The 26,300-nt window shown below is 61.5% G+C and carries 30 protein-coding genes; 15 read left to right on the top strand and 15 right to left on the bottom strand.

Features of this window, described 5'->3' with window-relative positions; genetic code table 11:
• Window positions 1-353 precede the first annotated feature (353 nt).
• Entirely contained in the window at window positions 354-3,284 is a 2,931-nt protein-coding gene (locus tag NKH03_RS16460; RefSeq protein WP_352969266.1) for an Rne/Rng family ribonuclease, read from the top strand.
• 322 nt (window positions 3,285-3,606) lie between these two features.
• Here NKH03_RS16460 and NKH03_RS16455 read toward each other — a convergent pair whose 3' ends face one another.
• From NKH03_RS16455 to NKH03_RS16445, 3 genes are all read right to left on the bottom strand, one after another.
• The gene (locus tag NKH03_RS16455) at window positions 3,607-3,885 is read right to left on the bottom strand and encodes a hypothetical protein (protein ID WP_352864230.1); all 279 of its coding nucleotides are present in this window, start codon (window positions 3,883-3,885) and stop codon (window positions 3,607-3,609) included.
• A gap of 265 nt (window positions 3,886-4,150) precedes the next feature.
• A complete protein-coding gene (locus NKH03_RS16450) occupies window positions 4,151-5,098 on the bottom strand; it encodes a glutaminase (protein WP_352864228.1) in 948 nt (315 codons plus the stop codon).
• A 4-nt stretch (window positions 5,099-5,102) separates the two neighbouring features.
• Window positions 5,103-6,251 (bottom strand): pyridoxal phosphate-dependent aminotransferase, encoded by a 1,149-nt coding sequence (locus NKH03_RS16445; RefSeq protein WP_352969264.1) that lies wholly within the window; start codon window positions 6,249-6,251, stop codon window positions 5,103-5,105.
• A 147-nt stretch (window positions 6,252-6,398) separates the two neighbouring features.
• Here NKH03_RS16445 and NKH03_RS16440 point away from each other — a divergent pair, with 147 nt between their 5' ends.
• The 6 genes from NKH03_RS16440 to aat all read left to right on the top strand — a co-directional run bounded on the left by NKH03_RS16440 (window position 6,399) and on the right by aat (window position 11,710).
• Window positions 6,399-7,793: a M48 family metalloprotease gene (locus NKH03_RS16440; RefSeq protein WP_352877349.1), complete on the top strand. Its 1,395-nt coding sequence runs from the start codon at window positions 6,399-6,401 to the stop codon at window positions 7,791-7,793.
• Window positions 7,794-7,852: 59 nt separating this feature from the next.
• On the top strand, window positions 7,853-8,656 hold the full coding sequence (locus NKH03_RS16435) for a DsbA family protein (RefSeq protein WP_352877346.1): 804 nt from the start codon (window positions 7,853-7,855) through the stop codon (window positions 8,654-8,656).
• Window positions 8,657-8,803: 147 nt separating this feature from the next.
• Window positions 8,804-9,238 carry a type II 3-dehydroquinate dehydratase gene (gene aroQ / locus NKH03_RS16430; protein ID WP_352864220.1) on the top strand — a complete coding sequence of 145 codons (435 nt, stop codon included), beginning with the start codon at window positions 8,804-8,806 and terminating at the stop codon, window positions 9,236-9,238.
• A gap of 26 nt (window positions 9,239-9,264) precedes the next feature.
• Window positions 9,265-9,726 (top strand): acetyl-CoA carboxylase biotin carboxyl carrier protein, encoded by a 462-nt coding sequence (gene accB / locus NKH03_RS16425; RefSeq protein ID WP_352864217.1) that lies wholly within the window; start codon window positions 9,265-9,267, stop codon window positions 9,724-9,726.
• 10 nt (window positions 9,727-9,736) lie between these two features.
• On the top strand, window positions 9,737-11,080 hold the full coding sequence (gene accC / locus NKH03_RS16420; RefSeq protein WP_352877344.1) for an acetyl-CoA carboxylase biotin carboxylase subunit: 1,344 nt from the start codon (window positions 9,737-9,739) through the stop codon (window positions 11,078-11,080).
• A 12-nt stretch (window positions 11,081-11,092) separates the two neighbouring features.
• Window positions 11,093-11,710 carry a leucyl/phenylalanyl-tRNA--protein transferase gene (aat, locus tag NKH03_RS16415; RefSeq protein ID WP_352969262.1) on the top strand — a complete coding sequence of 206 codons (618 nt, stop codon included), beginning with the start codon at window positions 11,093-11,095 and terminating at the stop codon, window positions 11,708-11,710.
• Here aat and NKH03_RS16410 read toward each other — a convergent pair.
• From NKH03_RS16410 to NKH03_RS16400, 3 genes are all read right to left on the bottom strand, one after another.
• Window positions 11,701-12,099: a hypothetical protein gene (locus tag NKH03_RS16410; RefSeq protein ID WP_352877340.1), complete on the bottom strand. Its 399-nt coding sequence runs from the start codon at window positions 12,097-12,099 to the stop codon at window positions 11,701-11,703. The genes aat and NKH03_RS16410 overlap by 10 nt on opposite strands.
• Window positions 12,100-12,174: 75 nt before the next feature.
• On the bottom strand, window positions 12,175-12,768 hold the full coding sequence (locus NKH03_RS16405; protein ID WP_352969260.1) for a DUF2155 domain-containing protein: 594 nt from the start codon (window positions 12,766-12,768) through the stop codon (window positions 12,175-12,177).
• Between the two features lie 123 nt (window positions 12,769-12,891).
• Window positions 12,892-13,290 carry an NADH:ubiquinone oxidoreductase subunit NDUFA12 gene (locus NKH03_RS16400; protein WP_352864206.1) on the bottom strand — a complete coding sequence of 133 codons (399 nt, stop codon included), beginning with the start codon at window positions 13,288-13,290 and terminating at the stop codon, window positions 12,892-12,894.
• A 230-nt stretch (window positions 13,291-13,520) separates the two neighbouring features.
• Here NKH03_RS16400 and panB point away from each other — a divergent pair, with 230 nt between their 5' ends.
• Together panB and panC are read left to right on the top strand one after the other, a co-directional pair.
• Complete coding sequence (gene panB, locus NKH03_RS16395; protein ID WP_352969258.1) at window positions 13,521-14,363, top strand: 3-methyl-2-oxobutanoate hydroxymethyltransferase; 843 nt, start codon at window positions 13,521-13,523, stop codon at window positions 14,361-14,363.
• Complete coding sequence (gene panC / locus NKH03_RS16390; RefSeq protein WP_352969257.1) at window positions 14,360-15,211, top strand: pantoate--beta-alanine ligase; 852 nt, start codon at window positions 14,360-14,362, stop codon at window positions 15,209-15,211. The genes panB and panC overlap by 4 nt, the downstream gene beginning before the upstream one ends.
• Before the next feature lie 52 nt (window positions 15,212-15,263).
• Here panC and NKH03_RS16385 read toward each other — a convergent pair whose 3' ends face one another.
• The 3 genes from NKH03_RS16385 to gatB form a co-directional block, all read right to left on the bottom strand.
• Entirely contained in the window at window positions 15,264-15,608 is a 345-nt protein-coding gene (locus tag NKH03_RS16385) for a VanZ family protein (RefSeq protein ID WP_352864199.1), read from the bottom strand.
• A gap of 182 nt (window positions 15,609-15,790) precedes the next feature.
• Window positions 15,791-16,279: a GNAT family N-acetyltransferase gene (locus NKH03_RS16380; RefSeq protein WP_352969255.1), complete on the bottom strand. Its 489-nt coding sequence runs from the start codon at window positions 16,277-16,279 to the stop codon at window positions 15,791-15,793.
• A 4-nt stretch (window positions 16,280-16,283) separates the two neighbouring features.
• The gene (gatB, locus tag NKH03_RS16375; protein WP_352969253.1) at window positions 16,284-17,783 is read right to left on the bottom strand and encodes an Asp-tRNA(Asn)/Glu-tRNA(Gln) amidotransferase subunit GatB; all 1,500 of its coding nucleotides are present in this window, start codon (window positions 17,781-17,783) and stop codon (window positions 16,284-16,286) included.
• A gap of 159 nt (window positions 17,784-17,942) precedes the next feature.
• Here gatB and NKH03_RS16370 point away from each other — a divergent pair, with 159 nt between their 5' ends.
• Complete coding sequence (locus NKH03_RS16370) at window positions 17,943-18,845, top strand: hypothetical protein (RefSeq protein ID WP_352969252.1); 903 nt, start codon at window positions 17,943-17,945, stop codon at window positions 18,843-18,845.
• 76 nt (window positions 18,846-18,921) lie between these two features.
• Here NKH03_RS16370 and NKH03_RS16365 read toward each other — a convergent pair whose 3' ends face one another.
• Window positions 18,922-19,353 carry a CBS domain-containing protein gene (locus NKH03_RS16365; RefSeq protein WP_352969250.1) on the bottom strand — a complete coding sequence of 144 codons (432 nt, stop codon included), beginning with the start codon at window positions 19,351-19,353 and terminating at the stop codon, window positions 18,922-18,924.
• An 88-nt stretch (window positions 19,354-19,441) separates the two neighbouring features.
• Window positions 19,442-20,191 carry a rhomboid family intramembrane serine protease gene (locus NKH03_RS16360; protein ID WP_352969248.1) on the bottom strand — a complete coding sequence of 250 codons (750 nt, stop codon included), beginning with the start codon at window positions 20,189-20,191 and terminating at the stop codon, window positions 19,442-19,444.
• A 390-nt stretch (window positions 20,192-20,581) separates the two neighbouring features.
• Here NKH03_RS16360 and NKH03_RS16355 point away from each other — a divergent pair, with 390 nt between their 5' ends.
• From NKH03_RS16355 to NKH03_RS16345, 3 genes are all read left to right on the top strand, one after another.
• Window positions 20,582-21,214 (top strand): PAS domain-containing protein, encoded by a 633-nt coding sequence (locus NKH03_RS16355; RefSeq protein WP_352864186.1) that lies wholly within the window; start codon window positions 20,582-20,584, stop codon window positions 21,212-21,214.
• 184 nt (window positions 21,215-21,398) lie between these two features.
• Window positions 21,399-22,016: a PilZ domain-containing protein gene (locus NKH03_RS16350; RefSeq protein ID WP_352864184.1), complete on the top strand. Its 618-nt coding sequence runs from the start codon at window positions 21,399-21,401 to the stop codon at window positions 22,014-22,016.
• A gap of 283 nt (window positions 22,017-22,299) precedes the next feature.
• The gene (locus NKH03_RS16345; RefSeq protein WP_352969246.1) at window positions 22,300-22,908 is read left to right on the top strand and encodes a transglutaminase-like cysteine peptidase; all 609 of its coding nucleotides are present in this window, start codon (window positions 22,300-22,302) and stop codon (window positions 22,906-22,908) included.
• Window positions 22,909-23,091: 183 nt separating this feature from the next.
• Here NKH03_RS16345 and NKH03_RS16340 read toward each other — a convergent pair whose 3' ends face one another.
• Entirely contained in the window at window positions 23,092-23,751 is a 660-nt protein-coding gene (locus NKH03_RS16340) for a DUF2726 domain-containing protein (protein WP_352969245.1), read from the bottom strand.
• 160 nt (window positions 23,752-23,911) lie between these two features.
• Here NKH03_RS16340 and NKH03_RS16335 point away from each other — a divergent pair, with 160 nt between their 5' ends.
• Complete coding sequence (locus NKH03_RS16335) at window positions 23,912-24,133, top strand: hypothetical protein (RefSeq protein ID WP_352969243.1); 222 nt, start codon at window positions 23,912-23,914, stop codon at window positions 24,131-24,133.
• Here the strand turns inward: NKH03_RS16335 and NKH03_RS16330 are convergent.
• Together NKH03_RS16330 and NKH03_RS16325 are read right to left on the bottom strand one after the other, a co-directional pair.
• A complete protein-coding gene (locus tag NKH03_RS16330) occupies window positions 24,108-24,635 on the bottom strand; it encodes a gamma carbonic anhydrase family protein (protein WP_352969241.1) in 528 nt (175 codons plus the stop codon). The two genes, NKH03_RS16335 and NKH03_RS16330, sit on opposite strands and share 26 nt — an antisense overlap.
• Window positions 24,636-24,655: 20 nt before the next feature.
• Window positions 24,656-24,991 carry a DUF6949 family protein gene (locus NKH03_RS16325; RefSeq protein WP_352969239.1) on the bottom strand — a complete coding sequence of 112 codons (336 nt, stop codon included), beginning with the start codon at window positions 24,989-24,991 and terminating at the stop codon, window positions 24,656-24,658.
• Between the two features lie 128 nt (window positions 24,992-25,119).
• Between NKH03_RS16325 and NKH03_RS16320 the strand changes: the two genes are divergently transcribed.
• Window positions 25,120-25,851, top strand: coding sequence for a hypothetical protein (locus tag NKH03_RS16320; RefSeq protein ID WP_352969237.1), 732 nt, complete (start codon window positions 25,120-25,122; stop codon window positions 25,849-25,851).
• A 72-nt stretch (window positions 25,852-25,923) separates the two neighbouring features.
• Here NKH03_RS16320 and NKH03_RS16315 read toward each other — a convergent pair whose 3' ends face one another.
• Entirely contained in the window at window positions 25,924-26,127 is a 204-nt protein-coding gene (locus tag NKH03_RS16315; RefSeq protein WP_006200852.1) for a DUF3126 family protein, read from the bottom strand.
• Between the last annotated feature and the right edge of the window lie 173 nt (window positions 26,128-26,300).

The raw sequence follows: 26,300 nt of genomic DNA, 5'->3' as shown, positions 1-26,300 counted from the left end.
GAAAAGGGTCCAGGTGATCGCGACGAATTTCGCAGGTGTGCGCCCGTGGCGGGGGAATCGCCTGCGTGAGGAAAACGGCCGGGTTTGTTCCCGCGCCGGCTCTGTATGAGCAAACAAGCTGGTCCGGTTCGTCCGGGCTTTGGTTCAAAAGGTTCTGCTGGTGACGATGGCTTCAAGCGCAATCATGGAAAGGTCCGCAACAAACCGCGCCAATATGGCTGCGGGCGGCACCGCCATGGCGCTCAAGTGGCGGCCGGCGGACGTTAAGATATCCGGCACCCACACTCCAGACACGCAGCAGCAGGCATTGCCTCGCAAGCTGCGGCTGACGGCTGCCGGGGGGAAACGAAATAATGCCCAACAAAATGCTGATAGACGCCTCCCACCCGGAGGAAACACGCGTTGTCGTCGTTCGCGGTAACCGTATTGAAGAATTCGACTTTGAATCCCAGGACAAGAAACAGCTCAAAGGAAACATCTACCTAGCCCGTGTAACGCGCGTAGAGCCCTCGCTTCAGGCGGCCTTTGTCGAATATGGCGGAAACCGTCACGGTTTTCTGGCCTTCAGTGAAATTCACCCCGACTACTACCAGATTCCGGTCGCCGATCGTCAGGCACTGCTGCGCGCGGAAGCGCAGGAGGCCGAGGACGAGGAGAACGAGGACGGCGACGGCGATGATCGCCAGAGCCGCGATCGTGGACGGCGCGGCCGCCGGCGCGGCGGCAAGACCCGCGACCGCGGTGAGCACAAGCGCGATGCGGGCGAGGCAGGCGAAGGCTCCGGCGAGCCAAGCGAAGGCAGTGACAATGGCGACATCGTTGTCGAGGAAATTTCCCACACCTCCGAGATCATCGAACACGCTGCCGATACGTCCGAACATGGCGATACGCCCGAACATGCCGGCACGTCCGAGCATGACGAAGCTTCAGCCGAGCAGGACGAAACCGAAACCCGCGAGGGTGGCCCGACATCGATCGCGGCCGCGGTCGAAGGCGATGTGATTTCCGAACCCGTCGCGCAGGCCGAACAGGGCAGCGAAGCGACGTCCGGCGACAATGACCGTGGCATGCTGGAAGAAGTGCAGTCCTCGCATCCGGATGATCACGAGGTCGAATCGGTCGGTGCCGAGGATGCGCTGGAAGAGGTGCGCAACCGCCGCAAGCCGGTGCGCCGCCAGTACAAGATCCAGGAAGTGATCAAGCGCCGGCAGATCCTGCTGGTGCAGGTCGTCAAGGAAGAACGCGGCAACAAGGGCGCGGCGCTGACCACCTATCTGTCGCTTGCCGGCCGCTATTCGGTGCTGATGCCGAACACGGCGCGCGGCGGCGGCATTTCGCGCAAGATCACCAGCGCGGTCGACCGCAAGCGCCTCAAGGAGGTCGTTGCCGATCTCGAAGTGCCGCAGGGCATGGGCGTCATCCTGCGCACCGCCGGCGAGAGCCGCACCAAGGCCGAGATCAAGCGCGATTACGAATACCTGATGCGGCTTTGGGAAAATGTCCGCAATCTCACCTTGCAGTCCACGGCCCCTGCCCTGGTCTACGAGGAAGGCAGCCTGATCAAGCGCTCGGTGCGCGACCTCTACAACAAGGATATCGACGAGATTCTGGTCTCCGGCGAGGAAGGCTACCGCGAGGCCAAGGACTTCATGCGCATGCTGATGCCGAGCCACGCCAAGGTGGTTCAGCCGTTCCGCGACACGACGCCGATCTTCGTGCGCAATGGCATCGAAGCGCAGCTCGACCGTATGCTGCAGCCGCAGGTGACGCTGAAAAGCGGCGGCTACATCATCATCAACCAGACCGAGGCGCTGGTTGCCATCGACGTCAATTCGGGCCGCTCCACCAAGGAGCACTCGATCGAGGACACCGCGCTCCACACCAATCTGGAAGCGGCCGAGGAAGTCGCCCGCCAGCTCAGGCTGCGCGATCTCGCCGGCCTGATCGTCATCGACTTCATCGACATGGAGGAGAACCGCAACAACCGCTCCGTCGAGAAGCGGCTGAAGGATCACCTCAAGAACGATCGTGCGCGCATCCAGGTCGGCCGTATCTCGCATTTCGGCCTGATGGAGATGTCACGCCAGCGCATCCGCGCCAGCGTGCTGGAATCGACCATGAAGCCCTGCCCGCATTGCGGCGGCACCGGCCATGTGCGGTCCGATTCCTCGGTCGCACTGTTGGTGGTGCGGGCAATCGAGGAATTCCTGCTCAAGGATTCGCGCAGCCACATCACCGTGCGGACACCGGCGGCGACCGCGCTCTACGTGCTCAACCACAAGCGCGGCACGCTCGTGGAACTCGAAAGCCGCTTTGGGCTGACGATCACCATCGAGGCCGACGATTCCGTCGGCGCGCAGCATTATGCGATCTTCCGCGGCGCGTTGGCTGAAAAGCCGGAAGGCTTTGTCGAGGCACGCAGCTTCCCGGCCTATGTCGAACCGGAAGAGCCCGAGGAAGAGATTGTCGTCGTCGAGGAAGACGATGAGGCGCCGGTGCAGGCCGAACAGCCACGCCAGCAGCCGCAGCAACAACCCAGACCTGCTGCCGGTGGCGAAGAAGGCGAAGGCCGCGACCGCAAGCGTCGCAAGCGTCGGCGTCGTCGCGGCGGCAAGGATCGCGACCGCGAACATGGCGCGCCAACGGACGGTGCTTCCGTCTCGATGCCGGCCAATGAGTTCTCCGACTCGGCGGGCGATAGCGATGCGGAAGCCGACGATGACGCCCAAGTTGGCGTCACCGAAACGTCCGAGACGGTTGAGGCTTCGGACGAAGGCCAGGGCAAGAAGCGCCGGCGCGGCAAGCGCGGCGGCAAACGCAATCGCCGTGAAGATGGCGAAGGCGAAGCCGAGGCGAGCGCCGGCGAAACAGCCGACGCGTCCGAAGGCGAAGTCTCCGCACCCGAGGTGATCGCCAGCGAGCCGGCAATTGTCGCACCGGCCGAAGAGCCGGTGGCGCTTGCTCCGGCCAATGACGACACGCCAAGCACCGAGAAGCCGAAGAAGCCGCGCCGTGCCGCCAAGCCGAAGAAGGCTGCGGCCGAGGTCGTCGCCGAGGAGCCGGCCGCCGAGACGGAAGCACCGGTCGAGACACCGGCCACTGCGTCCGACGAGGCAGCGGCTGTCGAGAAGGCACCGAAGGCCCGCCCGTCGCGGCGCAAGCCGGCGGCAGCGGAGGCGCCAGTCCCCCCGGTGGTGTCTTCGACCGTTGCGGAAGAGTCCGCAGCCAAGACCGAGGACAAGCCGAAGCGCGCCGGTTGGTGGCAGCGGAAAGGCTTTTTCTAAGCCTTTCAGCCATTTGACGTGATTTTTTGACAGAAGAAACCCGCGCTGATCGAAAGACGGCGCGGGTTTTTCCGTTAATTTGACGGGATGCAATATGCATTTCACATATCGGCCTGGCCTCCCATATGCTGAACGGAAGCATGGAGGTTGCTATGGGAGATTGCCGATATCGTTGCGCTGATCGAAGCCAAGGAAGTCGAGCACCCGCTAAAGCCGGGTTCCCATAAGAAACGCGACGCCTAATCGTGACGTTGCTTCGTAGCGCTGATTGCGATCTGAAACAGAGAGGGGCGGGTTTCCCCGCCCCTGGTTCTTCGTTGGCCTATCTGTTCTTGCCCGGCAGGTCCGACGTGGTCGTCGTCGAGCAGTTATTGCAGTCGGTCTCGCCCTGCTTCACCTGACCATGTGGTCCTGAAGTCGTGGTGGTCGTTGTCGTCGTGCCACTGTTATCCGGGTTGGCGCTGTCATTTGTTTTTCCGCCATTTCCCTGTCCGGACGTGCTTGACGTATCGCTGTCAAATCCATTCTTCACGGCAGACGCGGGAGCGGACGCTGCGAGTGCGAGTGCCAAAGCCGCCGCGAAAGTAAGGAGCGTTTTCATCTATTCCTCCACTGAGAAGCCTAAAAGCGACGCATCTTTTTTGAGATGCCGCATTTTTTTGACAGGCAGAGGCACGTGAGAGGCAGAGGCACGGCCCGATGCCGCAAAGAACCATGAGACGCTTCCAGCGAGGACGGGTCCATTCTCTATTCGATAGTATTATGGTTAATGGCCCGGAACTGATCGAACGATATATGTCGTTCGGGTTAGGCGCTGCCGCGCATGTCGTTGTCCCAAACCACTGCGCACTTTTGGGCGACATGCATCAAGGCGCGAAGATCGACCAGTTCATCATCCTGGCCAGCTTTTCCAGCGCGATCGACCCCAGCTTGGAATTGCCGTTGGCATTGAGGCCCGGCGACCAGACGGCGAGCGACGCCACGCCCGGCACGATACCCAATATGCCGCCGCCGACGCCGCTCTTGCCGGGGATGCCGACGCGGAAGGCGAAATCGCCGGAGCCGTCATAGTGGCCGCAGGTCAGCATCATGGCGCCGATGCGCCGCGCCCGCTCGGCCGACACCACGGAATGCCCGGTCGCCGGGTTCTTGCCGCCATTGGCAAGGAAGCGGCCGGCGAGCGCCAGCTGCCGGCAACTCATGGCGATGGCGCAGTGATGGAAATAGACGCCCAGCGCCAGCTCCGGCGCATGGTGGAGATTGCCGAAGGATTTCATGTAGTTGGCAAGCGCGAAGTTGCGGTAGCCGGTGGCCCGCTCGGACGCGGCTACCTCGCGGTCGATGACGATCGTTTCGTCATCGGCGAGGAACTGGACGAAGCGGAGGATTTCGCCGATCGCCTCGCGCGGCTCGTGGCCGGCAAGCAGGATGTCGGAAATGACGATGGCGCCGGCATTGATGAACGGATTGCGCGGAATGCCGTTCTCATGCTCGAGCTGCACGATCGAGTTGAACGGATTGCCCGAAGGTTCGCGCCCGACCCGCTGCCACAGCGCGTCGCCGACATTGCCGAGCGCCAATGTCAGGGTGAACACTTTCGAGATGCTCTGGATCGAAAAGGCCTGTTCGGCATCGCCCGCCATCAGCACGCGGCCGTCATTGGTGACGGCGGCGATGCCGAACTTCTTCGGATCGACCTTGCCCAGCTGCGGGATGTAGGTGGCGACGTCGCCGCGATCGGTGCGTTCGGCCATTTCAGCGGCGACTTCGGCCAATGCCTGGTCAAGTTTGGGGGCCTGCTCGAGCTCCGGCATGGCGCTACCTCAACCAGCGTTCGATGCGCGTCATCGCCTCGACCATGTCATCGTGGCTGCCGGCATAGGAAAACCGCATCATCCGGTGCCCCGCCTGGGTGTCGAAGTCGCGCCCGGGCGTTGCCGCGACATGCGCTTCAGCCAGCATCTTTCGCGCAAAGGCCATGCTGTCGTTGGTATGCCGGGTGACATCGCAAAAGGCGTAGAAGGCGCCGTCCATCGGTGCCGCCAGCGGAAAGCCGAGTTCCGGCAGGCGTTTCATCAGGAGCTCGCGGTTCCAGGCGTAGCGGGCTTTCACCGCTTCCAGCTCCTCGGTCGCCTTGAACGCCTCGATCGCGGCGATCTGCGACAGTTCCGGTGGCGAGATGTAGAGGCTCTGGGCGACGCGCTCGACCGGCCGCACCAGCTCTTCGGGCAGCACCATCCAGCCGATGCGCCAGCCGGTCATGCAGTAGTATTTGGAGAAGGAATTGATCACCGTCACGCTGTCCCCATAAGCGAGCGCCGTGGTGTCCGGGGCCGCATAGGCCAGCCGGTGGTAGATCTCGTCGGAGATGACGGCGATGCCGAGTTCTTGTGCCGTCCTCACCAGGGCCGCGAGCTCATCGGCCGGTATGACCGCGCCGGTTGGATTGGCTGGACTGGCGAACAGAACGCCCTTCAGCGGTTTCTCGCGATGCGCCGTCTTCAGGTGGCCGGCATGCAGGTAGGCGGCGTCGCCGAGTTCGATCTCGACCACCTCGATGCCGAGCGCGGCCATGATGTTGCGATAGGCAGGATAGCCGGGTGCCGCGATGGCGACGCGGTCGCCTGGATCGAACATCGCCAGAAAAGCGAGGTTGAAAGCGGCCGACGATCCGGTGGTCACCGCGATCCGGTCGGGCTCGATATCGAGCCCATAGTGATCGGCGTAATGTTCGGCGATCGCCTTGCGCAAACCTGCCAGTCCCAGCGCGTCGGTGTAGCCGATGCGTCCGTCCTGCAAGGCCTTGGCGGCGGCCGCGCGAACCAGAACCGGCGCGGGATCGGAGGGCTGGCCGACGGCCATGGAAATGACCGGCACCCCTCCTGCCTTCAGCCGGTTTGCCTCGGCCAGAATGTCCATGGCATGGAAGGGCTCGACATTGCCACGGCGTGAGAGCGAAACGACCATTTTGTCCCTATTCCCGACGATCAAGCGCGCCAAGCCCCTGACGCCTACGCCGCACAAATGCCCGATTGATGTGAGGATCACAAGTTGAGGAAGTTTCCCACGCCGACTTTTCATCTTTCGCCCGCTCGTCTACCAGTGGTAGCCATCATGTTGAGCCGACCCAGATCGACGATTGCCCAGGCAGCGCGCGTCTTCGCGACGCTTTCCCTTGGCGTCGCGGTCGCAGTGGCAAGTTCGGTCAGCGCTTTCGCCCAGAACGTGCCGGTGGTACGCGACGCCGAGATCGAGGCGCTGGTGCGCGATTATGCGCGGCCGATCTTCAGGGCGGCGGGCCTGGCGAATGACGGCATCGACATCGTGCTGGTCAACGACCAGAGCTTCAATGCCTTCGTCACCGGGCGCCGGCTGTTCATCAACACCGGCGCACTGATGACGGCCGAGACGCCGAACGAGATCATCGGCGTCATTGCCCATGAAGCCGGCCACATCGCCGGCGGCCACCAGCAGAAGCTGCGCGACCAGCTCGAACGCGCCAAGACGATGGCCATCATCGCGACATTGCTTGGCGCCGGCGCCATGGTTGCCGGCGCGACCACCAACAGCCGCGGCCTTGCCGGCGCCGGCATGGGCGTGGCGGCCGGCGGCGGCGAGATGGCACAGCGCAGCATCCTCGCTTATCAGCGCACCGAGGAGATGACGGCCGACCGCTCGGCGATCACCTATCTCAACGCCACCGGCCAGTCCGGCATGGGCATGCTGAAGACCTTCCGCCGCTTCCAGACGGCGCTGTCGCTTTCGGGCGCCCAGGTCGATCCCTACCGGATCAGCCATCCCATGCCGCAGGACCGCATCGCCAATCTCGAAGTGCTGGTGAAACAGAGCCCCAATGTCGACAGACTGGACCCGCCCGCGCTTCAGCAGCGTCACGACATGATGCGGGTGAAGATCGCCGTCTATATGGATGGCCAGGCCGCCGCGTCGCGGCTGATGCGAAAGATGCAGGGAACGCTGGCCGCACGGTATGGCGATGCCCAGTCGACCTACCTGTTCGGCAACATCGCCGCCGCGCTCGCCAAGACCAATGCATTGATCAAGGCGCAGCCGAAGAACGCCTATTTCCAGGAACTGCGCGGCGATATCCTGATGAAGGCAAACAAGCCCAAGGATGCGGCCGAGGCCTACGCGAAGGCGGTCAGCCTCGATCCGGCGCGGTCCGGCTTGCTGCCTGTCTCCCTTGGCCAGGCGCTGATGGCCGTCGGCACGCCCGACTCGCTGAAAAAGGCCGTGGTGCAGATCAACAATGGCCTCGAGCGCGACAAGGAAAATTCGGCCGGGTATCGCTATCTGGCGCAAGCCTATGGCGAGCTGGGTGATATACCGGGCGCCGAACTCGCCACCGCCGAAGGCCATTTCTATTCCGGTAACTACAAGGATGCGAAGATTTTCGCCATGCGAGCGCAGCAAGAGATGAAGCGCGGCGAGCCGCGCTGGCTTCGCGCCCAGGATATCATAAACTACAGGCCATCAACCAAGATCAAGTGAACCTTCCGGCCGCGCGCCACGACATAGCCAGACCGGAAACAGGTAGAAGGAACGGAACGATGAAAAAGGCACTGCTGCTGGGCACCACGGGGGTTGCGGTCGCGTTGGCCATGCTGGCTTTCGGATTCGTGGCCGGAAACCCGCAGATTGCCAAGGCCGGTACGACGCAGCCCGTCGAGACGGCAGCGGCCGACACCAAGATCGACCGCGGCGAGGTGGAAGGCATCATCCGCGACTATCTGCTCAAGAACCCGGAAGTCCTTCTGGAGGTCCAGGACGCGCTCGAGGCCAAGCAGAAGGAAGAGCAGCGCATCGCTCATCTCGGCGTGATCAAGAACGCCAAGGACCAGATATTCAACTCCGCCTTCGACGGCGTCGTCGGCAATCCGAACGGCAAGGTCACCATCGTCGAGTTCTACGATTACAATTGCGGCTTCTGCAAACGCGCAATCGAAGACATGAGGGCGCTGACCAAGACCGATCCGGACCTGCGCTTCGTGCTCAAGGAATTCCCGATCCTCGGACCGGATTCGCAGAAGGCGAGCGTCGTCTCGATGGCCTTTCACCTGATGCACCCGGAAAAATACGGCGAATTCCACAATGCGCTGCTCGGCGGCCAGGGACGTGCCACCGAGGCGGCGGCCATCAAGGTCGCGCTGTCGCTCGGTGCCGACGAAGCAACGCTGCGCGAGAAAATGAAGGACCCAAAAATCACCGAGGCCTTCTCCAAGACCTACGATCTTGCCAACAAGCTGGCGATCACCGGAACGCCGTCCTATGTCGTCGGCAACGAGGTGGTATTCGGGGCGCTTGGGCAGGAAGTGCTGGCCGAAAAGATCGAGGCGGCGAAAGCCGCACTCTGATCTTGCCCGCGCGCCTATTTCTCACGGGTACATTTCCGCCTGTTGTGGACAGTGAAAGAACGCACTTGCGCTCTTTCCGCGGGCGGGTATGCCCATTATAGAGGGCCCAGCGCGACTTGATGTCAGCGCCGGAAAAGGTCGGCTTTTTTGAAAACGGTTTTCGTCTTGAACGGTCCCAATCTCAACGCGCTCGGAAAGCGCGAGCCGGGCATCTATGGCGGCAAGACGCTTGCCGACATCGCCGACGACTGCAAGCAGGCCGGCACGGCCCTTGGACTCGAAATCGATTTCCGCCAGTCCAACCACGAGGGCGACCTTGTCGACTGGATTCAGGAAGCCGGCGACAAGGCTGTCGGCATCGTCATCAATCCTGGCGCCTACAGCCACACCTCGATCGCCATCCACGACGCCATCCGCGCTGTCGCGCCGTTGCCGGTGGCCGAAGTCCATCTTTCCAACATCCATGCGCGGGAACCATTCCGCCACGTCTCCATGGTCGCGCCGGTCGCCGTCGGCATGATTTGTGGCTTTGGGCCGCTCGGCTATACGCTGGCGCTGCAGGCGCTGGCCGCACGCCTATGACCGGCCAACAAACAGAAGGCTCGAAAATGTCGATAAAGAAGACCGGTGTTGACCAGCAGCTGATCCGTGATCTGGCGGGCATACTGAATGACACCAATCTCACCGAGATCGAGGTCGAACTGGGCGACCTGAAGGTGCGCGTCTCACGCCAGGCGCCCGCCGTTCACGCGATCGCGGCACCGCAGCCGGCCTATGCGCCGGCAACAGCTCAGCCGGCCGCTATGGCCGCCGCCCCGGTGGTGGCCGACGTGTCGAAGAACGCGGTCACCTCGCCCATGGTCGGCACCGCCTATCTGGCACCGTCGCCCGATGCCAAGGCGTTCATCGAAATCGGCCAGAAGGTCAAGGAAGGCCAGACGCTGCTGATCATCGAGGCGATGAAGACGATGAACCAGATCCCCTCGCCGCGCGCCGGCACGGTGACGGCGATCCTTTTCGAGGATGCGACGCCGGTCGAATACGGTATGCCGCTCGTCGTGATCGAGTAGAGCGGACCTGATGTTCCAGAAGATCCTCATCGCCAATCGCGGCGAAATCGCCCTTCGGGTCCTGCGCGCCTGCAAGGAACTCGGCATCCAGACGGTGGTGGTGCATTCGACCGCCGATGCCGACGCCATGCATGTGCGGCTCGCCGACGAGAGCGTCTGCATTGGCCCGCCGCCATCGCGCGACAGCTATCTCAACATCCATCAGATCGTCGCGGCTTGCGAAATCACTGGTGCCGACGCCGTGCATCCGGGTTACGGCTTCCTTTCTGAGAACGCCAAGTTCGCCGACATCCTGGCCGCGCACAACATCACCTTCATCGGCCCGACCGGCGACCATATCCGTATCATGGGCGACAAGATCGAGGCCAAGCGCACGGCAAAGCGCCTCGGCATTCCGGTGGTGCCCGGTTCGGACGGCGCTGTTACCGATCAAAAGGAAGCCAGGCGCATTGCCGCCGAGATCGGCTATCCCGTGATCATCAAGGCATCCGCGGGCGGTGGCGGGCGCGGAATGAAGGTCGCCCTTACCGAAGCCGACCTTGAGGTCGCCTTGCAGACAGCGAGCAGCGAAGCTGGTGCGGCCTTCGGCGACGATGCCGTCTACATCGAAAAGTACCTGGAAAAGCCGCGCCACATCGAAGTGCAGGTGTTTGGCGACGGCTTTGGTCGCGGCGTCCATTTTGGCGAGCGCGACTGTTCCTTGCAGCGTCGCCACCAGAAGGTCTGGGAAGAAGCCCCCTCGCCGGCCCTCAATGCCGAAGAGCGCGCCCGTATTGGCGGCATCTGCGCCAAGGCCATCGCCGATCTCGGCTATTCCGGCGCCGGCACCATCGAATTCCTCTACGAGAATGGCGAGTTCTATTTCATCGAGATGAACACGCGCCTGCAGGTCGAGCATCCGGTGACGGAAGCGATCACCGGCATCGATCTCGTGCACGAGCAGATCCGCGTCGCCTCCGGCGGCGGCCTCTCGGTGAAGCAGGAGGACATCAAGTTCAACGGCCACGCCATCGAATGCCGCATCAACGCCGAGGACCCGCGCACCTTCACGCCCTCGCCCGGCACGATCACCCACTTCCACACGCCAGGCGGCCTGGGCATCCGCGTCGATTCCGGTGTCTATTCCGGCTACAAGATCCCGCCCTATTACGACAGCCTGATCGGCAAGCTGATCGTGCATGGGCGCAACCGCGTCGAGTGCATGATGCGGCTGCGCCGCGCCCTGGACGAATTCGTCGTCGACGGTATCAAGACGACGTTGCCGCTGTTTCGCGATCTCGTCGGCAATGCCGATATCGCCAATGGCGATTATGATATCCATTGGCTGGAAAAATATCTGGCCCAGGAAGAGTAACGCGGAGACGCGATGACCCGTCCCTACGCGCCCGGCTATCGCATTCCCACCGACCTTCTGCTCAAGGCCTATGCTTCGGGCGTCTTCCCTATGGCCGAAAGTGCCGGCGACCCAGAAGTGTTCTGGGTACGGCCGGAGACACGTGGCATCATACCTCTCGACGATTTCCACACGCCGAAAAGCCTCAGGAAAACGATCAAGAAGAGCCCTTTCGACATCCGTTTCGATTTCGACTTCGAAGCGACGATCGACGGTTGCGCCGAGAAGCGCGTCGAGCGCCGGTCGACCTGGATCAATGCGCCGATCCGCGAAGCCTATGTCGAACTGCATCGGATAGGGCATTGTCATTCGGTCGAGGCGTGGCGCGAGGACCGGCTGGTCGGCGGCCTCTATGGTGTGTCGCTCGGCCGGGTGTTCTTTGGCGAGAGCATGTTCGCCAGGGAGACCGACGCTTCCAAGATCTGCCTTTATTACCTCGTCGAGCGCTTGAAGGCGCGGGGCTTCGCACTGCTTGATACGCAGTTCACAACCGAGCACCTCAAGCGCTTCGGCGCGGTCGACGTGCCGCGCGGCAAATACGAGAAAATGCTGGCCGACGCACTCAAGGGCGATGCCATATTCTACCCCTGACGATTAGTCTCGGCCACGGCTTCCAACGGCGTCTGCGCGTGGAACATCATCTTCCAGCCATTGACGCGATGGACGTAACCGGTGCTGACCAGGGCCGCGTAGGGTTCGCCGTTCTCGCGCGTGGCATGCGCTTCGTAGGTCAGCATGACGATGTCGCTGCCCGGCTCGATAATACCCTTGAGGTCGATCTTCAGATCCCGCCAGCGGTTGGGTTTGGTTGCTGTCTTGGCGAGATCGGCATTATCCATCGCCTTGGCCATCCGCGGAAATGCCACCAGGCATTCCGTGTCGGCATTGGCGGCGTAATAGGCCGCGTCGCCCGTCCAGAACCCCTTTTCGAGTTCAAGCAATTCTGCCTCACTGGCCGTGATGCGCTTGCTGTCTGACATCGGAAGATCCTCCTTACGCATGGATGCGCGGTCTTCCGTGGCCCAACGCTTGGTGACCGGGAGGGTTCCGGAGGATCAGTTGGCGTCGGTCGAATCGGGATCCGAAGCGTCCGGCTCAGTCACATCAGGCTCTGTCACGTCCGGAGTGGCCGCGGGCTTCGGTTTGGCCGCGGCCGGCTTGGGAGCATCGGGTTTGGTTGAGTCAGCTTTGGCGCCGTCAGGCGCCGGTACATCCGACTTCTGCTTGCATTCCTTCAGCCAGACGTCATAGACGGCATGCTCGACAGCGTTGAGGCCGGGGCTTTCGGCGAACATCCAGCCGGTGAAGATGCGGCGGATCTTGCGGTCGAGTGTGATCTCGTCGACCTCGACGAAGGAATCTGTCTTCGGTTCTTCGGTCTGCGGCCGCGAATAGCAGACGCGCGGCGTCACCTGCAAAGCACCGAACTGCACCGTCTCATCGATATAGACATCGAAGCTGATGATACGGCCGGTGATCTTGTCGATACCGGCAAACTCGGCGACGGGATTGGTGACCCGCTCCGATGCCGTGGACGGTGCCGGCGCGGGTGCGGCGGGTTCAGGCGAAGCGGCAAACGCCGCGGTGCTGACAGCAAGACCGGCGGCTAGCGTCAGACTGGCCGTTGATATTGGATTGAAAAAGCTCATGCAAAGATACCGGTGGTTCGCGCCCGGGTGATTCTGTCGATCGCCAAGGCTAGTCGCCGTTTTCTGATCAGCAAGCAGCTAAACACCAATTGTGGCGATAAAGGACCGGCCTGCACCCTGTCGCTACGACCCGGGCGTCCAGGCGTCGTAGTCGCCAGTGACCTGCGGACGATGCTGATTGGTCAGCACCGAGCCCTTCGGGCGATAGGCCGCCGGGCTGCCGGTCAGGTTGGGCTGATGCGGCTTCTGCCAGTCGCGCGGCTTGTAGTCCTCGCTCGCCGGTGCGACGTCGACCCGATGATGGATCCAGCCGTGCCAACCAGGCGGTATGGCGGACGCTTCCGAATAGTTGCGGTAGATGACCCAGCGGCGTGTGCGGCCTTCCGAATCGATGCCGCCCTCGTAGTAGACATTGCCCGTTTCGTCCTGACCGACCTTCTTGCCATACCGCCAGGTGTGCAGCCGCGTTCCCAGCGTCTGGCTGTTCCACCAGGTGAAAAACTGCGTCAGGAAAGTCTTCATCTTCAGAACCCTCGCGCCGGCAGCGCCCGTTTCCTGCTTATGGCGTCAGGCCTTGCCGAAGGCAAGGCTTTTGCCACGGGGTGCTTGCAAATGGCTTGCCGGAAACCCGGCACCAGCCCCTGATCCTCTCCGTCGCGGGATGCGCGCTTGCCAAGCCTTTGCGGTCTTTCTAAAGCTCTGCGCGCGCCGTGCGGGTATCCAACCCGGCAGCAGGCCGAAGGAGGTGACGATTGGCCACGAAATTGCCGACCACCGACATCCGCATCAGCACCGAGCTGATTCGCCGCCGCAAGGGTGGCACGCCTATCGTCTGCCTGACCGCCTATACCTACCCCGTGGCCCGTTTGCTCGACGAGCATGTCGACCTGCTTCTGGTCGGCGACAGCGTCGCCATGGTGCTGCACGGCCACAAGACGACGCTGGGAGCCTCGCTGGAGATGATGATCGCGCACGGGCAAGCGGTGATGCGCGGCTCGGCCAGGGCCTGCGTCGTCGTCGACCTGCCGGCCGGCACCTATGAGGATTCGACGGCGCAAGCCGTCGCTTCGGCGCGACGCGTCGCCGACGAAACCGGCTGCCAGGCGGTGAAACTCGAAGGCGGCGTCGGCATGGTCAGACAAATCGCGGCCATCGTCGCCGCCGGCATTCCGGTCATGGGACATATCGGCCTGCAGCCGCAATCGGTCGAAAAGGACGGCGGCTACAAGATCAAAGGCCGCACCGAGGAGGCTGTTGCGGCATTGCTTCGCGATGCGCTTGCCGTCGAAGGCGCCGGCGCATTCTCGGTGGTCATCGAGGGCACGGTCGAGACCGTCGCCGCCGACATAACCCGCCGCATCGCCATTCCAACCATCGGCATCGGCGCCAGCGGCGACTGCGACGGCCAGATCCTGGTCATCGACGACATGGTCGGACTCACCGTCGACCGCGTGCCGAAATTCGTCAAGGAATACGCCGATCTGCGCAGCGTGATCTCGCATGCCGCCGAAAGCTACGCAGCGGAGGTGCGAAGCAGGGCATTTCCCGGCCCTGGCCATGTCTTTTCGGCGACAGACAGCAGGAATGACGCATGAGCCTTCCCGTTGTCGTCGACAGCGTTGCCGCACTTCGCGCGCAAATCCGTGACTGGCGGCGCGACGGCCTTCGTGTCGCCATGGTGCCGACCATGGGCGCTTTGCATGACGGGCACATCTCGCTGGTCAGAATCGCGCTCGAAAAAGCCGATCGCTGCGTCGTGTCGATCTTCGTCAACCCGACACAGTTCGCGCCGACCGAAGACCTCGACAAATACCCGCGTCAGCTCGCCCGCGACCTCGACCGGCTGGGATCGGCAAAGGCCGACCTTGCCTTCACACCGACGGTTGGCGAGATGTACCCTGCTGGCTTCGCCACGAAAATCTCGGTCGGCGGCCCCTCCGCCGGGCTCGAATCGGACTTTCGGCCGACCTTTTTCGATGGCGTCGCCACCGTGGTGGCAAAGCTCTTGCTGCAGGCAACGCCCGACTGCGCGATCTTCGGCGAGAAGGACTACCAGCAGCTTTGCGTCGTCAGGCAGCTCTGCCGCGACCTCGACCTGCCCGTCGAGATCATCGGCGCACCGACGATCCGCGATGCGCAGGGTCTCGCCATGTCGTCACGCAATGCCTATCTCGACGAGACCGAACTGAAGATCGCCCGCCAGCTCAACGTGATATTGCGCAACACGGCAGTGGCGCTGGCGGCGGGCGCCGACCAGAGCAACTCAACCGAAGAGGCCAGCCGCGCCCTCATCGCCGCCGGCTTCCAAAAAGTCGACTATGTCGAGGCACGCGAAAGCCTGACGCTCGCGCCATGGCGTCGAGACCGTGAAGGCCGCCTGCTCGCGGCCGCGTGGCTCGGCAAGACCAGGCTGATCGACAATGTGGACGTTTCCTCTGCGTAGCCAAGCTCGAGGCGAAGCCTGCCCCGTCGGCGCGGCGGTTTTCTGCCCGCGCCTACCGCTCCCCCATTCGTCCGCTGCTCTTGACGAACAATTGCCCCACGAGGATCCCGACAATGCCTGCGCAGGCTTTCACGAACGCATCGGAAAGCTGCGCGTGGCGACCGGGATCGATGATCTGAAGCAGTTCCAACATGCCGGCGGTCGCAGCTACAAAGATCACTGCTTGATACAGTCGGTTGGGGAAGCCGAGCGCCAAGGCGAAGCCCAACAGCACGTAAGCCAAGGCGCGCTCGACATTCGCTTCGGCGAGGTGCGGCCGCATCTGGATCGGCGACAAGGTTGCGAAAATGATGATGGCGAGCAGCGCCAACGCTACAGTGCGGGATAGTTTGGTCATGTCCCTGCATATCCGTCGTGAGCCGGCACGGCAAATGCCGGGATGACGCATGGCCGGATCGCTGCCGACATGCCTCGAACTATTCCTCGGTTGGCATATGCAGATACATCGACTGGATGCCGACCCGCCCGGTGAAGCGGTTGACGATGAAATTCATGTTGGCGCCGAAGCCCGGCGGCAGCCTATCCGAGCGGCTTCTCGAAACTCAGCGTCGTCGGCCTTGAGCTGCCGTGAGGTTCCGCAGCTGTGCCGGCGGGCAAAAACCCCTTCGATCGATAGAAGGCGATGGCGCCGCCATTGGCCTCCTCGACCTCGACGCGCAGCACTCGCGCTTCCGGGAAACTGGCCTCGACCTCGTCGAGCAGTGCTTGCCCGATCCCTCGCCTTTGGCAGTCCGGATGGACGTAGAGTTGGTTCAACAGGATGACCTTCGCATCCGCGGTGGCGGCGGCGAAAGCCATGCCGCCGATCCGCTTGCCGTCATCGGCGACCAGGAATTCCGAGTTCGGCCGTGTCAGCCGCGAACGGAGCGAGGCAATCGAGTGCCATTCATCGGTGATCTCGGTCACCTTGGCAGCGCCATAAAGGGCATCATAGGTCGCATGCCAGGTCTCGACCAGCAGCGTCCGCACTGCGGCAAGGTCGCGCTCCCCGGCGGTGCGGACGAACACGGCCCTACTCGATGCCCAGCTTGGTCTTGACGAGGTCGTTGACCGCTTGCGGATTGGCCTTGCCGCCGGTCGCCTTCATCACCTGGCCAACGAACCAGCCCGCCATGCTCGGCTTGGCGCGCGCCTGTTCGACCTTGTCCGGGTTGGCAGCGATCACCTCGTCGACCGCCTTCTCGATTGCGCCGGTGTCGGTGACCTGCTTCATGCCACGGCTTTCGACCAGCTGGCGCGGATCGCCGCCCTCGTTCCAGACGATCTCGAACAGGTCCTTGGCGATCTTGCCGGAGATGGTGCCGTCCTTGATCAGATCGATGACGGCGCCGAGCTGATCGGGCGAAACCGGAGCGTTTTCAATGTCCTTGCCGGCCTTGTTCAATTGGCCGAGCAGATCGTTGATGACCCAGTTGGCGGCGAGCTTGCCGTCGCGGCCGGCGGCGACCTTCTCGAAATAGTCGGCGATCGGCTTTTCCGACACCAGGATCGAGGCGTCATAGGTCGACAGGCCGAGCGACGAGATCAGCCGCGCCTTCTTGTCGTCGGGCAGTTCCGGCAATTCCTTCGCAAGCGCGTCGACATAGGCCTGGTCGAATTCCAGCGGCAGAAGATCCGGATCGGGGAAGTAGCGGTAGTCGTGCGCCTCTTCCTTCGAGCGCATCGAGCGCGTCTCGCCCTTGACGGCGTCGAACAGCCGCGTTTCCTGGTCAATCTTGCCGCCGTCCTCAAGGATGGCGATCTGCCGGCGCGCCTCATAATCGATGGCCTGGCCGATGAAGCGGATCGAGTTGACGTTCTTGATCTCGCAGCGCGTGCCGAACTCACCGCCCGGCTTGCGCACCGAGACGTTGACGTCGGCACGCATCGAGCCTTCGTCCATGTTGCCGTCGCAGGTGCCGAGGTAGCGCACGATGGTGCGCAGCTTGGTAACATAGGCCTTGGCTTCGTCGGCCGAGCGCATGTCCGGCTTGGAGACGATCTCCATCAGCGCCACGCCGGAGCGGTTGAGGTCGACATAGGACATGGTCGGATGCTGGTCGTGCATCGACTTGCCGGCATCCTGCTCCAGATGCAGCCGCTCGATGCCGACCTCGATGTCCTCGAATTCGCCCTGGCGGTCGGGACCGACCGAGACGATCACCGTGCCCTCGCCGACGATCGGCTGCTTGAACTGCGAAATCTGGTAGCCCTGCGGCAGATCGGGATAAAAGTAGTTTTTCCGGTCGAAGACCGACTTGTGGTTGATCTGCGCCTTCAGCCCAAGGCCGGTGCGGATCGCCTGCTTGACGCATTCCTCGTTGATGACGGGCAGCATGCCTGGCATCGCCGCGTCGACCAGGCTGACATTGGCGTTGGGTGCCGCCCCAAAGGCGGTCGATGCGCCGGAAAACAGCTTTGCTTCCGAGGTGACCTGCGCATGGACTTCGAGACCGATGATGATCTCCCAGTCGCCGGTGGCGCCGGGGATCAAGCGTTTCGCGTCGGGGGTGCGGGTGTCTATGAGGGTCATGGCGGCCTGCAAGTTGGAACTGCTGAAAATGCGAAACGCATATTTCGGTGCGCAATTTCGCTAATGCAAACGGCTAGGTGAAACAAGCGAAAAGCCCGAAGATGCGCCCTTGAGTGAAGCGATTCGCTACCGAGTCGTTGCCGTAGTCGGAAATCAACCATGGCGAAGATTGGGATATGCGCATTCTGTAAGCGTTCGACCGAACTCTGCGATAGTCATGTCCTGCCAGCTTTTGTGTTTAGGTGGCTGAGACAGCGTTCAGGTCGAGGGCACATTCGCAGCACAGAAAACCCGAACATCAGAGTTCAGGACGGTCTAAAACTACGCTGGCTTTGTCGCGAATGTGAGAGCAGGTTCAACCGCTCGGAAACTGCCTTTGCCACTAATCTCTTTCATCCCTGGCTTGGCGGACAGCTTATTGTTAACTATCAGGACTGGTTGTTGAATTTTTGCGTTTCAGTTTCTTGGCGGGTTCTGAAATATTGCAAAGGTATTAATCGAGATGCTGTCTACACAGCAGAGCAAGAAAATCTTGTTGTAATGGCAGAAGAGCGTTGGCACAGATTTCTTCTTGATGAGGTTTCACATCCTGGAGATTTCGAGCAGCATCTTCTCATATTCGATTTGATCGAAAATACCGACATTTCTGGCCTACCCAATAACATCAATCGATATCTGACAGGCGCGGTCCAGATGGATATTGTTGGATCAAATCGATCGTTGATGACATTCGCGAAGCTAGGCCGGTTTTGTATCTTCGGCCTCATTCAACGCGGTTCAAGCAGATGGGAGGGGACGAAGATACACGTTCGAGATGGGGTCATTAAGCCAGGAAAGTTTGTGGTCCCCCGCGGGATAGCTGATTTACTCAAAGAAAAAGCTGCCGATTCATCGAAAGCTTTCGAAAATCTAACAGCGAACCAGCAAGCTAAAATTGACCAAAACGTAGTGGCTAATGCTGACTTATTTACTCGATCCGAGCAATTCAAAGCTATCCTTCGTGACCGCGAGATGTTCGGTCACGAAGCCATCATCTCGCGACATAAAAAGACCGATGGCTAGCCGCCAATGCCGATACCCGCCGGACAACACGGCCGGTGCCTTCCAACACCAAATCGCTTCGATCCGGCCTAACCCGTCACGCCGTCGCGATATAGGCCCTGATCTCTTCGGCCTCGCGCTCGACATCCTCTATGCGGCGCTTGACCACGTCGCCGATGGACACGATGCCATCGAGCGTGCCGTCCTTTTCCACCGGCAGATGGCGGAAACGGCCTCGGGTCATGATTTCCATCACCTCGTTGACGGTATGGTTTTCGTTGCAGATCTTCACCTTCGGCGTCATTGCCGAACGCACGGCGATATCGAGCGCGGCTGCACCTTCCCTGGCGATGACCCGCACGATGTCGCGCTCGGAAAGAATGCCGACGATCTTGTGATCGCCATTGGTGATGACCAGTGCGCCGATCTTGTGTTCTGCCAGGATGCGGATGGCTTCGCTAAGCTTTTCGTTCGGCCCGAGCGTCAACACGTCGTGGCCTTTCTTCTCGAGAATTGCCTTCACCGTCATGGCGTCCTCCTCAGCTTTTTGCCTGCCGGTTCCTGCCTGACCGGCTTTCACATAAGAGTGAACATCGTGCGCCGTGATCGATTGCATTTCAAGTGCGGTGGTCGGTCGTCTCCCATTCGGGCGCCTGCCATCGCCGGTCGAACCAGCGCAGCCCGAAGAAGCCGGCGACGAAGCCGCCGACATGGGCCTCCCAGGCGATCTGGCCGTCTACTCCCGGGGCAAAGCCGAGAAGACCGGTGGCAAGGTTGATGATCATCCACACGGCGAGGAAGATCACGACACCGCGCAAGCGCAACACGAATGCGATCGGCAGCACCGGGCCGGCGAAGGCAGCCGAACGGTCGGTGCGGAAACCGAAACGCGCCGCGGCTCCCATCATGCCCGATATGGCTCCCGAGGCACCGACCAGCGGCGCGTCTCCATAAGGATGCATAGCCCAGAAAAGCGCGACCGAAGCCAGCCCGGTTACGGCAAAGAACAGCGCGAACCAGAGCGTGCCCAGACGATTTGCCAACGGCGAGCCAAAGGCCGCGAGCCAGACCATGTTGATGGCGATATGGGCAAAACCGCCATGCATGAAGGCATAGGTGAACGGCCGGGAAAACAGGAACCAGTCGAAGCCGTATTGCCCGGTGTAGAGAACAGGAATGAAGGCCCCGTCGTACAGCAATGTCATCTGCTGTGCGTCGTCCAGCACATATTGCTGCAGCAGATAGACGGCGACGCAAATGCCGATCACCGCCAGCACCACTGGCGGCAGGTTGAACACCGGCTCGCGCCGGGGCTCAGGCGAACCCTCGACCAGGTCGTCTTCCGGGGGAGTTACCGGTTCACTCATTTGAAATTGCACTCACAGCGTGATCGGGGTCCGAGCATCTAGATGACTGCGGACCGAACCGCAAACCGCGAATCGCCGCGGCGCGAATCAAAAAAGAAGCCGTTCAAGGTTTTCCCTTGAACGGCCGGTCGAGCCCCACGCTCCCCTAAAACTCTTGACTGAAGTGCTGCCGATCGTTGCGAAACGACCGCTTCTGGAGTGGTTTTTGTGTGCCACGGGGCTCGCTTCGATGCAACGTAAACCACTTGTTAACCTTAACGGCCCCGACCCGTGAACAAGTGTTAACGACGCTGGCACGCTTCCTGCTCCGCAACGCATGTAGGTCATCGGAGGGCGCCCTTCTGTTCACCGATGGGACATCAGACGACAGATTGCGCGGAGCAGCATAGCATGAACCAGAATGGATCGATCACGCTGTTCCACTATTGGAATCGCCTGCGTGACGGACGCCCTGCCCCGAAGCGTTCGGAGGTCGAGCCGGCCGACATCAAGTCGCTGCTGGCCGACACCTTTATCCTGGAACGGGACACGCGCGGGCAAGCCGTGTTCCGGCTCGCCGGCACCAGGCTTTGCGCCTGCTATGGCCGTGAGCTCAAGGGGTTTTCCTTTCCGTCGCTGTGGCGTGAGAAGGATCAGCGGCTCGTCTCGCGGCTGATCCATGGCGTCTTCGACCAGAAGTCGGTCGTGCTCATCACCTATGAGGGCTTCAGCCGCAACGGGCGCTCCAACAAGTTCGAACTGCTCGCCTTGCCGCTTGACGGCGGCATCGAAAATCCGCGCTGCCTGGGCGTCGTCAGCGCCGTGGAGAAGCCCTTCTGGCTGGGCGCCGACCCGATCACCGACGCGCTGATCGATTCGATCCGCGTCATCGACCCGGAGAAAGAACTGCTGAGCAACCGTCCGGCGATCGATGTTCCCTCGCTCGTTCCCGATGACCTCGGGATACCCGAGACGATCTCGGCGCTCGGCCGGGCGCGCCGCATCCGTCATCTTGTCGTCTTCGATGGCGGGCGCGAGGAATAGTCCGCGGTATCGCGGCTCGATGCATGTCGCCCAAAAATGCGGAGCGGTTTTGGAACAGCGACATGCATAAAAAGGAAAACGCTAAAAGCGCCCGTTTTTCCCCTTTGTTAACCCGCTTTGCTGTACTTCTCGGATGAAGTTCCTCGCATCGACGCGTGGGACGCCAAACGGGGTGTAGGCAGTCATGAGGTCAGCGGCGATCGACTATGCGCCGTCCCAAGCTGAAAGGCGCAACTTTCAGCGCGTCCGGGTCAAGATTTACGGGCGCTTCATGCTGGAAGACCGCACCGAGCACCCTTGCCAGGTCATCGACATGTCACCGGGCAATGTCGCGTTTCGCACCGACCGCATCGGAATGCCCGGCGAAAAAGTCATCGCCTACATCGATCATATCGGCCGCATCGAAGGCGTCGTTACGCGCACCTTGCAAGACGGTTTCGCGATGACCGTCATCGCGTCGGATCGCAAGAAGGACAAGCTTGCCGCGCAATTGACCTGGCTTGCCAACAAGCATGAGCTCGACCTGCCGGAAGACCGTCGCCACGAGCGCGTCGCGCCGCGCAATCCGACCAGCGTGCTGCAGCTCACCGACGGCCGTCAGTACCAGTGCCGTATCATCGACCTGTCGCTCTCCGGCGCCGCGGTCGAGATCGACGTCAAGCCGGCGATCGGCATCCAGGTCATGCTCGGCACCATGCGCGGGCAGATCGTCCGCCATTTCGAGGATGGCGTCGCCATCGAATTCGCCGTCATCCAGCGCCCCGAAACGCTCGATTCCGAATTCAACACGCCGCGCGCCTGACAAGGCAGCAACGCTTTCATGAAACCGGCCCTTTGCGGCCGGTTTTTGCGTTCAAGACATCGCTGATCGAGATGCTCCAGCCAAGCTCAATGCCGTTGCCTGCCAGGCCTGCATGACATCGAGCCTGGAGGGCCAGCTTCGGAAAACTCCAAATAATTTAATACTCAAATGATTCAAATTTTATGTTTATTCTACTGGAGTTTTACTCAATATCTACTTCGCGCTTTTGCCTCAAATAAATCCACACGTGGCAATGTCTCCCTCGAACGGGGAGACTACAGCAATGAAGAAAACGAGGGGCAAGCTGTTGCTGGTGGCAATGGCGATGCAGCTTTCCGCTTGGGGATCAGCATATGCCGCGGGACCGGCCTATATGCACACGGGCGGACGTACCACGCAGCCTGTTGGCCATTATGAATTCTGCCAGCGCATAGCCGGCGAATGCAGCGAAAAGACCCCCAAGGGCGCGCCGGTCGAACTGACCCGCAAACTGTGGGCGACGATCGTCAACATCAACAATTCGGTCAACACCCGCGTCAAGCCGCGCACCGACATGGAAAACTACGGTGTCGAGGAATACTGGGCCTATCCCGATAATGGCTATGGCGATTGCGAGGATTACGCGCTGGAAAAGCGTCGTGAATTGATGGATGAGGGCGTGCCCGCCGGCAATCTGCTGATGACCGTCGCGCGCCAGCCGAATGGCGACGGTCACGCGGTGCTGACCGTGCGCACCAGCCTGGGCGAATTCATCCTCGACAATCTGGAAACCAAGGTCCTGTCCTGGACGGATACCGACTACACCTATCTCAAGCGCCAGTCAGATCAGAATTCGGGCGTTTGGGTGACGATCAACGACGGCCGCTCCGACGCTGTCGCCAGCGTCCGCTAAATCAGAGGTCAAGCGCGTCGCATGAATGTGACCGCTTAAGGAGAAACCCGGTCGAGTCCCCACCCTCCCCGTCCCCAACGACCGGGTGAAAGGAGCCGGCCCCGTCCCCGGGCCGGCTCCGCCATTTCTGGCGAGGGCTCATGAACCACTCAGGTCCCGAGATATCCCCGTTACATAGGCCAGCTATTGCGGCGCCGTGGGCTTGTCCACGAGCCTCTCCACCAGTCGCCTGAGTTCCGAAGGTGTCGTGTGACCGCCGACGATCTCATGGTAACTGATGCCAGCACGTCGCAGGGCTTCCTTTTTGACCGCATCACGTGCTGCTGCTGTGCCTTGGTGATGCGCATGGCCTTGGTATTCGAGCGCATGTCGAGGCAGACAGGTCTCGTCCACAAGAAGAAGGTCCACTCGTTTCGAGTTGATGCAGTTGTAGGCGTCGGCGTTCGCGCTGCGCAGAATTTCGCCCAGTGACACTTGGGCCATCACCTGCCATCCCGGATTGCAGCTGATCACCATGCGATCAAGTTCCTTGAAGACGCGTACTTCACTCCTGTTGAGGAGCGGTTGAATAGTAAAGCTCGCACCCATGACAATCCGCAACTGATCAGCAGGATCAGTTGGTTTCGGTGGCGCGGAAACAGGCTTCGGGACAACCCATAGGCCGCTAAGGATGTCGCCCTCGCTGCGCTCTCTCGCCCAGTGCCTGCGGTTGCTCTCCCTCCATGCCTGCCTCCGTTTCCTCGATAGAAAACGTTCCAAGGCCATGCCAATGAAGACGCCAGCTAACAGAATGCAAATTAGCGGAAGAATTTGCTGCCCTTGCTCACTAAGCTGGAATGGCATGCCGGAAGCTACCTCCGCGATGCAGATCATTATTCAGCGATGACTTATATCAGCAATCCGTGAAAAGGTGTGCGCACCATCGACCTGCTAGGTGCATCGGACGACCGCCTTTCCACCGGCAGGAGATCGAGCCATCAGTTTCGCCTTCTGGATCACAGCGATGTTGGAAATCCCGGAAGATCGCTGCGAGCGTCATCGCCTGTACAAGGCTATCGATGATGCCTTCAAGGCAGGCGATTTTGGGAGCCTCGGCTTAGCCTTGGGCGGCTCGCCCCGCTGGTTCGACGAGCGCATGCCGTTTGAACTCGGCCTCGGGTATCCGCTGGAATATGCTATCTATTGGAGCCCCGTTCGCTTCAGATCTTCTTCAGCCCCGTCTTGAAGCGCTTGCCATTGGCAACGTAGTGCGCGGCCGAGCCGCGCAACCTTGCCACGGCCGCGTCGTCCAGAACCCTGATTGCCTTGGCGGGCGAGCCGACGATCAGCGAATTGTCCGGGAATTCCTTGCCTTCGGTGACCAGTGCACCGGCGCCGACCAGCGAATTCCTGCCGATTTTCGCGCCGTTCAGCACGATGGCGCCCATACCGACCAGGCTGTTGTCGCCAATCGTGCAACCATGGAGCAAGGCGCGGTGGCCGATGGTGCAGCCCTCCCCGATGGTCAGCGGGAAGCCGGGATCGGTGTGCATCACCGTGTGCTCCTGCACATTGGTGTCGGCGCCGATGACGATGGGCTCATTGTCGCCGCGAATGACGGTACCGAACCAGAAGCCGGCGTTGCGGCCGACGCGCACGTCGCCGATCAGCGTCGCATCGGGCGCGATCCAGTTGGTCTCGGCATCCACGAAGCTGGGCTCCGTTCCATCGATCGCATAAAGCGGCATGTCTTGGTCTCCGAATCGTCTCAGGCTGGCAACCCTAGGAGACGGATCGTCCATGAGGCAATGGCAAGCACGACCACGCCCAGCGCCAAGGCCCAGGCAATCGCCGTGCAGCCGCAGGACATCAGCGCTATCATCGAAATGCGGCGCTCGCGCCGGGCATCGATGGCATCGTTGACCAGCATGAAGGGCCCGGCACACGCGGTGGCGAGCAGCGAGCGCAAGATATGGGACGGCGACACGTAGGGTTCGGTGAAGGCGACCTTGCGGCCCGAGACCAGTTCCATGGCCGATCCAGCCAGCCCGCAGGCGGTCAAACCGACGACAAAAGCGAAGAGCGCGAGTTCCAGCGGTCCCATCTTAACTTTCCATTTACCATGAAATTGCACAGTCGTTCCATGAAGGCTGCAAGAGCCATGCCGTGCGATGTGTGCCGCCCAGGGACACGGGAGGCGGACAGGTGGCGGCCGGAGATCCGGGGACTGAGATGAAACAGGCAGCGCTCGCCAACGGCCCCGAACTCACCGTGGTCGATTCCAGGCTGATGAAGCGGGTGCTCTACGGGTTCGCGGCGCTGGCCCTGCTGTCGGCAGCGATCAGCCTTGGCGGCAAATGGTTCGGCCATTCGATCGCCATGGCCGGATACACCGACGACGCAACTGTCCACCAGGTGGTGATCGGCAACAATGTCCTCGCCGTGCCGGCCAACGCCATCCGCTTCGCCCAGGCCCGGCGCGACGGCATCGCCTCGCGGCTAGACCTCTATCTGCGCTATCCCCAGATGGACGGCTACAGCGAGGCCGCGCGCGACGACTTCAACCACACAGGGACAGCCAAGAACATCATCTTCCTGTCCTTCGAACAGCAGATGATGTCGCGTGACATGAGTGGCCGCCTCGCGCCGATCTACAGCGCGCTGATCACCCAACCCGGCATTGCGGGGCCTGGCGGCACGACGGTGTACGGTTTCAACGAGAAATCAGGCTATTTGAACGAGGTGCTGGTTGTCGGCAAGCGCCCCGGCAAGGACCCGTTCGTGGCCCGTTGCCTGAGCGGGCCGAGTGCCGAGGAATCGCTGGCGCCCTGCGAGCGCGACATCCAGGTCGGCGACGAGCTCAGCCTCACCTATCGCTTCCCCAGGGAATTTCTGGGCGATTGGCAGGCGCTTGATGCATCGATCGCCACCGAAGCCGGGCGGATATTGAAGGCAGAGCATTAGCATAGGAAAGCGTCGGGAGATCCGGCTGGCCGGCCGCATTCGAGGCGCAGCCGGCAAGCGCAAGATGCTGGCTCAGGCCAGGTCGATGTCGAGGATCGCCATCGAAAAATTGTAGTCGCCGTCGTCCTCGTCCTTGAAGACGATGCCGAGGAATTCGTCGCCGACATAGACCTCGGCCGAATCTTCCTTGCGCGGCCGTGCCTTGACCTCGAGCTTGGGGTTCTGGAAGACGCGCTTGAAATAGGCGTCCAGCTTTCTGATTTCGTCCGGCTTCAACAGTCTTCTCCGATCATCGGGCTTGCTCGTTCGAACGCGCTTCTGGCACGTCGACAATGGCGATGTAAAGGCAAGCGGCCTGATATGACAGGGCAATCGGGTGAGTTAACGCGTGACAAGGGGTTTAGGAGCTGAATCTGTCGAGAGCATCTGATTCTTTGAAGGATGCTTTG

Source organism: Mesorhizobium sp. M1406 (assembly GCF_040317555.1).
Lineage (GTDB): Bacteria > Pseudomonadota > Alphaproteobacteria > Rhizobiales > Rhizobiaceae > Mesorhizobium.
Note: the sequence above shows the minus strand (reverse complement) of the source record. Positions and strands in the feature narration are given on the sequence as shown.